Here is a 3,262-nt window from a genome sequence, read left to right on the forward strand (position 1 = left end):
TCATCGAATCCATACTCGAAGGCGAAGTCACCCTGCCGGTCGGCGCTGTCGGCGAACCCTTCGTCGATGTCGACGATATCGCCGATGTCGCCGAAGCCGTGCTGACGGAGCCGGGCCATGCCGGCCAGCTTTACGAACTCACCGGCCCGCGTCTGCTGAGCTTTGCTCAGGCCGTCGCCGAAATCGGCAAAGCCACTGGCCGCGACATCCGCTATCGGCGGATCTCGCATGCCCAATTCACCGAAACGGTGGCTGCGCACAACCTGCCGCCGGAATTCGCCTGGCTGCTCAACGAGCTCTTCACCGAGGTGCTCGACGGCCGCAACGAATCGCTGACCGACGGCGTGCAGCGCGCGCTCGGCCGCCGGCCGAAAGACTTCTCCGCCTATGCAACCGAAACCGCAGCCAGCGGCGTCTGGAGTAACTGAGATGATGAAAATTCTTCCCGCCCTCGCCTTCATTGCCGCGATCGGCTCTGGCGTGGTCGGCGGCGTCTTCTTCGCCTTTTCCAATTTCGTCATGGCAGCACTTGCCAGGCTGCCCGTCCCAGCCGGCATCGCAGCGATGAATTCGATCAACATCACCGTAATTACGCCCGCCTTCATGACGGCGCTTTTCGGCACCGGCCTCATCTGCCTGGTGCTGATTGCCGCTGTCATCATGGGCTGGAGCCAATCGGGCTCGTACTGGCTGCTTGCCGGCGCCGTAATCTATCTCGTCGGCAACCCGATCGTGACCATGGTGTTCAACGTACCGCTCAACGACGCCCTGGCCGCCGTCGACCCGGCCAGCAGCAACGGCGCCGCCGTGTGGGCGAACCATCTGCGCCAATGGGTAATGTGGAACCACGTCCGCACCATCACCGCGATCGTGGCGATGGCCTGCTTCATCCTGGCGCTGATTTGAAGAGAGCGGCCAGCGGATAAAACACCGCCTCAGGCGGGGTCCGTCTTCTTGTGCGTCTTGCGGTCGGCGTGTCCCAGATCGCGCTCCGGGTCGATGACATCGCGGACCAGCTGCTTGAGCTTCGCCGCCTCCGGAAAACCGCCGTCGCGCTTGCGCTCCCAGATAAGCTGGTCGTTGCAGGAGATCGTGAAGATGCCGCCGGTGCCCGGCACCAGCGTCACCTCGCCGAGATCGGTACCGAAGGTCGAGAGCAGCTCCTGTGCCATCCAGCCGGCTCTGAGCAGCCACTGGCATTGCGTGCAGTAGGTGATGCGGATGGCGGGCCGCGGCTTCTCGCTCATGTCGGATCGAGTTCCGCTCATGGATCAGCCGATCAGGCCGCGCTGAGCTTGGCCATCGTTTCGTCGTCGACCTCGAAATTGGCGTAGACGCTCTGCACGTCGTCGTCGTCCTCAAGGGTGGCGACCAGCTTCATCAGCGACTGCGCCCGTTCTTCATCGACCGGCACGTTGTTCTGTGGCTGCCAGATCGGCTTGACCGACTCCGCTTCGCCGAGCGCGGCTTCGAGCGACTTAGATACCTCGCCGAGATTTTCGAAGCTGCAATAGACGGTGTGGCCTTCCTCGTCCGAGTCGACGTCGTCAGCACCGGCCTCGATCGCGGCTTCCATCACCGTGTCCGCGCTGCCGGCCGAAGCCGGGTAATAGATCTCGCCGACGCGGTTCCACATGAACGACACCGAGCCGGTTTCGCCGAGCGCCCCGCCGGCCTTGGTGAAGGCGGCGCGCACATTGGACGCCGAGCGGTTGCGGTTGTCGGTCAGCACCTCGACGATCAGCGCCACGCCGCCGGGGCCATAGCCCTCATAGCGCACGGCCTCGTAGTTCTCGGCATCTCCGGCGGAGGCCTTGTTGATGGCGCGCTGGATGTTGTCCTTCGGCATCGACACCGCCTTGGCGTTCTGCACCGCAAGGCGCAGCCGCGGGTTCATCGCCGGGTCCGGCGTGCCGGTCTTGGCGGCGACGGTGATTTCGCGTGCCAGCTTGGAAAACATTTTCGACCGCACCGCATCCTGGCGGCCTTTCCGGTGCATGATGTTCTTGAACTGCGAATGGCCAGCCATGGCACCCCTGTCGTGTTCGGCTAGAGCATTTCTCGGCCGGGCGCGATCACCCGGCAAATGCTCGAATTCAAAATTTCAGAACGCTGCAAGCGTGCCTGCGAAGGCCCGCGGGGCTCTCTGTCGGAATGGCCGGCTTATAGATAAATCGGCTCAATTCGTCCAGCCGGACCGTCGACCCTGACGGCGGACAGACCGAGATTGCCCTTGCAGCGCGGCATCATCCCTCCAGATCCGACTTCAGCCGGTCGAGGATGCTGATCGCATGGCCCGCATATTGGCCGATCCAGCGGTCGTGGATCTGCCTGATCGGCAGCGCGTTGAGATGGTTCCAGCGCTCGCGCCCCTCGCGCCTCGCCACGACCAGATCGGCCTCTTCCAGCACTTTCAGATGCATCATGACCGTGCAGCGATCCATGTCCGGGAAAGCCTCGCAGAGCGCCCCGGTGGTCTGCGGATGATTCTTGAGCCGGTCGAGCAACTCGCGCCGGCGCGAGTGCGCCAAGGCCTTGAAAACACGATCGTCCGAGGCTGGGCTTGACATGTTATGTTTTTATAACATATTGTTTCACGAGGCAAGGAAGGAGCTGTGGATATGTCTCTTGGATTCAGGATTTCCGGACGCATCGGCAAGCCGGTCGCCGAAGTCTTCGACGCCGTGGTCAACCCGACGAAGCTCAGCGGCTATTTCACCACCATTGGCGGCGCCTCTGCTCCGCTGGTCGCCGGCACCACCGTCACCTGGTGGAAGACGGTGCCGGTCGAGGTCGACGAGGTGATCAAGGATAGGCGTATCGTGCTGCGCTGGGACGCGGCCGACACTGACGGCAAGCCGGCCTACAAGACACGCATCGAGATGAACTTCGAGCCGTTGGACGACGGCGGCACCTTCGTTACCATCGCCGAGGCCGGCTGGCACGAAGGCGAGGTCGGACTGAAGAAATCCTACCTCAATTGCGAGGGCTGGTCGCAGATGCTCGCCTGCATGAAGGCGTATCTCGAATACGGCATCAATTTGCGCGACGGCTATTATCGCGCCGAGATGAAAGGCGAGCCGGCCAACGAGACCAATATTTGACTCCCTTTGAGCGAGGAGGCCCGGCCGTGAAGGTAACGCCGTTCCTGATGTTCGAAGGTCAGGCCGAGGAGGCCATGACCCTCTATTGCGACACCGTTCCAGAAAGCCGCGTTGTTCGACGTCACACGCTATGGCGCGGGTGAGGACGGACCCGAACG

6 protein-coding genes and 1 pseudogene are annotated in these 3,262 nt (G+C 62.7%); 4 read left to right on the top strand and 3 right to left on the bottom strand.

Features of this window, described 5'->3' with window-relative positions:
• Positions 1-428 (top strand): annotated as a pseudogene (locus EOA60_RS25255) (NmrA family transcriptional regulator); the annotation flags it as partial.
• A 1-nt stretch (position 429) separates the two neighbouring features.
• Entirely contained in the window at positions 430-906 is a 477-nt protein-coding gene (locus EOA60_RS25260) for a DUF1772 domain-containing protein (RefSeq protein WP_067001727.1), read from the top strand.
• A 29-nt stretch (positions 907-935) separates the two neighbouring features.
• Here the strand turns inward: EOA60_RS25260 and EOA60_RS25265 are convergent, their stop codons facing one another.
• From EOA60_RS25265 to EOA60_RS25275, 3 genes are all read right to left on the bottom strand, one after another.
• Positions 936-1,247 (bottom strand): SelT/SelW/SelH family protein, encoded by a 312-nt coding sequence (locus EOA60_RS25265; RefSeq protein ID WP_095799760.1) that lies wholly within the window; start codon positions 1,245-1,247, stop codon positions 936-938.
• 32 nt (positions 1,248-1,279) lie between these two features.
• The gene (locus tag EOA60_RS25270; protein WP_095799759.1) at positions 1,280-2,029 is read right to left on the bottom strand and encodes a YebC/PmpR family DNA-binding transcriptional regulator; all 750 of its coding nucleotides are present in this window, start codon (positions 2,027-2,029) and stop codon (positions 1,280-1,282) included.
• Positions 2,030-2,246: 217 nt separating this feature from the next.
• The gene (locus EOA60_RS25275) at positions 2,247-2,570 is read right to left on the bottom strand and encodes a helix-turn-helix domain-containing protein (RefSeq protein ID WP_095824095.1); all 324 of its coding nucleotides are present in this window, start codon (positions 2,568-2,570) and stop codon (positions 2,247-2,249) included.
• A 51-nt stretch (positions 2,571-2,621) separates the two neighbouring features.
• Here EOA60_RS25275 and EOA60_RS25280 point away from each other — a divergent pair, with 51 nt between their 5' ends.
• On the top strand, positions 2,622-3,104 hold the full coding sequence (locus EOA60_RS25280) for an SRPBCC domain-containing protein (protein WP_067001716.1): 483 nt from the start codon (positions 2,622-2,624) through the stop codon (positions 3,102-3,104).
• Between the two features lie 26 nt (positions 3,105-3,130).
• The gene (locus EOA60_RS25285; RefSeq protein ID WP_245502608.1) at positions 3,131-3,247 is read left to right on the top strand and encodes a VOC family protein; all 117 of its coding nucleotides are present in this window, start codon (positions 3,131-3,133) and stop codon (positions 3,245-3,247) included.
• Positions 3,248-3,262: the final 15 nt, after the last annotated feature.

Source organism: Mesorhizobium sp. M1A.F.Ca.IN.020.06.1.1 (genome assembly GCF_004023265.1).
Taxonomy (GTDB): domain Bacteria; phylum Pseudomonadota; class Alphaproteobacteria; order Rhizobiales; family Rhizobiaceae; genus Mesorhizobium.

Excerpts from the sequence above, each read along its gene's own strand:
- EOA60_RS25280 (WP_067001716.1), top strand. The coding sequence starts at position 2,622 with ATGTCTCTTGGATTCAGGATTTCCGGACGCATCGGCAAGCCGGTCGCC.
- EOA60_RS25275 (WP_095824095.1), bottom strand. The coding sequence starts at position 2,570 with ATGTCAAGCCCAGCCTCGGACGATCGTGTTTTCAAGGCCTTGGCGCAC.
- EOA60_RS25265 (WP_095799760.1), bottom strand. The coding sequence starts at position 1,247 with ATGAGCGAGAAGCCGCGGCCCGCCATCCGCATCACCTACTGCACGCAA.
- EOA60_RS25270 (WP_095799759.1), bottom strand. The coding sequence starts at position 2,029 with ATGGCTGGCCATTCGCAGTTCAAGAACATCATGCACCGGAAAGGCCGC.
- EOA60_RS25260 (WP_067001727.1), top strand. The coding sequence starts at position 430 with ATGATGAAAATTCTTCCCGCCCTCGCCTTCATTGCCGCGATCGGCTCT.